Here is a 1491-nt window from a genome sequence, read left to right as displayed (position 1 = left end):
GCTGTAGAAGGTGGAACCAAGGAGTAAGATGCCGTTACCTTCGGTTCCCTAGGTTGACCTACTCTACATCTAGCTGATAGATATGCTGAAAGAAATACAGCGACATTATATTTTGTGCGTTCCATATCCACATCTTTTACTTCTGGTGTCTCATACCTCTTCACATCGAAAAGTACCATCCTGATTCCCCCAAATATGATATAATACTTGTGTCAGAAATATTATTCACAGTCGGAGGAATCCGGCTTTTTTATTTGTCATCAGATAATAGATCGACAATTTCAGCATATTTTGTGTCTTTCAGCATGATTTTTAGTTTATGATTTTCTTTTTTGAGATTAGTTGTTTCATTGCTTAGAGAAACAACTATCAAAAGTAGAATAACTATTACTGTGATACTTATGATATTTGTAATCATGATTTAATTACCTCCACATCAGCCAGTCGAGCCACTGCTAAATTCCCTTTACTCTTAGCTAGCCATCACGCTTCCTCCTGTCCCAATCCCCATTGCGCGAATGCTGCTAGAACTTCAAATTTTTGTTTTTCTTTTAGTTTTTCCCATGCTTTTATATAAGATGCCAAACCAGCACCTATTTCTAATTTTTCATAGACATCTTCTGTGAAACTCCACAGTGTGTATTGAAGATTATTTTCCGAAATTTCATTCTTTAAATAATCCAACACAATTTTCTGGTTGTCGTTGAGTTCTGTTTCTTCTAGCGCCTGAACATTCGCTAGTGCATAATTGAAACCTTCCAAAAAATTATGATTTACTATTTTATGTGGATCACTATTCTCGTTACACTCTTTTTCAAGTCTATCTGATTCTGCTTTTAGCCATTCCAGCGCCTCGCTCATTCTTCCGCCACCTCTTCCACTGTTCCTCCGACTTCAATAGCATCCATTTCGGCTTCTTCTCTAGTTTCATATTTAACACGTTGAGCTAACGCATCAGGAGCATCATCAATAACATATGTCACCTTAGTTTCATCCCAACCAGAAAAATATCCTTTGCCAATTTTCACGCAGTACAACGGCTCTTTCTCGACCTCGTAGTCCCCTGTTACAAAAGCTTGAACTGCTATAAGATATCTACGATTATTTTCTTCTACTTCATCATCGAGGATCCATTCCGCAACTTTTTCTTCAAGAACACCAGATTCTTCATACAACCATTCAGCAGAAAAAATATCTGCAGCATGCTCTCCTTCATTATCTTTAATATATTCATCTAAAAACATAGGCACCACTGGCTTCTGCGGTTCGTCTAGTTGCTTTAAATCAGCAATAAATTCTGTAAAAATACCTAATTTAAGTTTCTCTTCACTTTGATTTCTATTAGGACAATATGGCCTTAACTTATCTCTTTCTGTAGTATATTTATCAATCAATTCCTGTTTATTCATCGCTGTCCTCCAACAACTCAGGATTCTCATATATATTTCCGATGACTTCGTATTCATACCCAGCCTCATTACGCTTGAATAC

General features: G+C 36.8%; 4 protein-coding genes and 1 pseudogene. All 5 read right to left on the bottom strand.

Annotated features, from left to right (window positions below; genetic code table 11):
- Positions 1–179, bottom strand: a pseudogene (locus DVW83_RS14600) (ArpU family transcriptional regulator); the annotation flags it as partial.
- A 71-nt stretch (positions 180–250) separates the two neighbouring features.
- Complete coding sequence (locus DVW83_RS15270; RefSeq protein WP_167592806.1) at positions 251–418, bottom strand: hypothetical protein; 168 nt, start codon at positions 416–418, stop codon at positions 251–253.
- A gap of 65 nt (positions 419–483) precedes the next feature.
- Positions 484–861, bottom strand: a complete 378-nt coding sequence (locus DVW83_RS14595) for a hypothetical protein (protein ID WP_104660543.1) — start codon at positions 859–861, stop codon at positions 484–486.
- Positions 858–1409 carry a DUF1642 domain-containing protein gene (locus tag DVW83_RS14590; protein ID WP_161569466.1) on the bottom strand — a complete coding sequence of 184 codons (552 nt, stop codon included), beginning with the start codon at positions 1407–1409 and terminating at the stop codon, positions 858–860. Before DVW83_RS14590 ends, DVW83_RS14595 begins: the two co-directional genes overlap by 4 nt.
- Positions 1402–1491 (bottom strand): YopX family protein (locus DVW83_RS15870; protein ID WP_274548147.1); only part of this gene is annotated, 90 nt, incomplete at its 5' end. The genes DVW83_RS15870 and DVW83_RS14590, both read right to left, overlap by 8 nt.

The sequence above is a fragment of the Enterococcus sp. VV15 genome (assembly GCF_005236045.1).
In the GTDB taxonomy this organism is placed as follows: Bacteria; Bacillota; Bacilli; order Lactobacillales; family Enterococcaceae; genus Enterococcus_B; species Enterococcus_B durans.
This window is presented reverse-complemented; position numbering and strand designations above follow the sequence as displayed.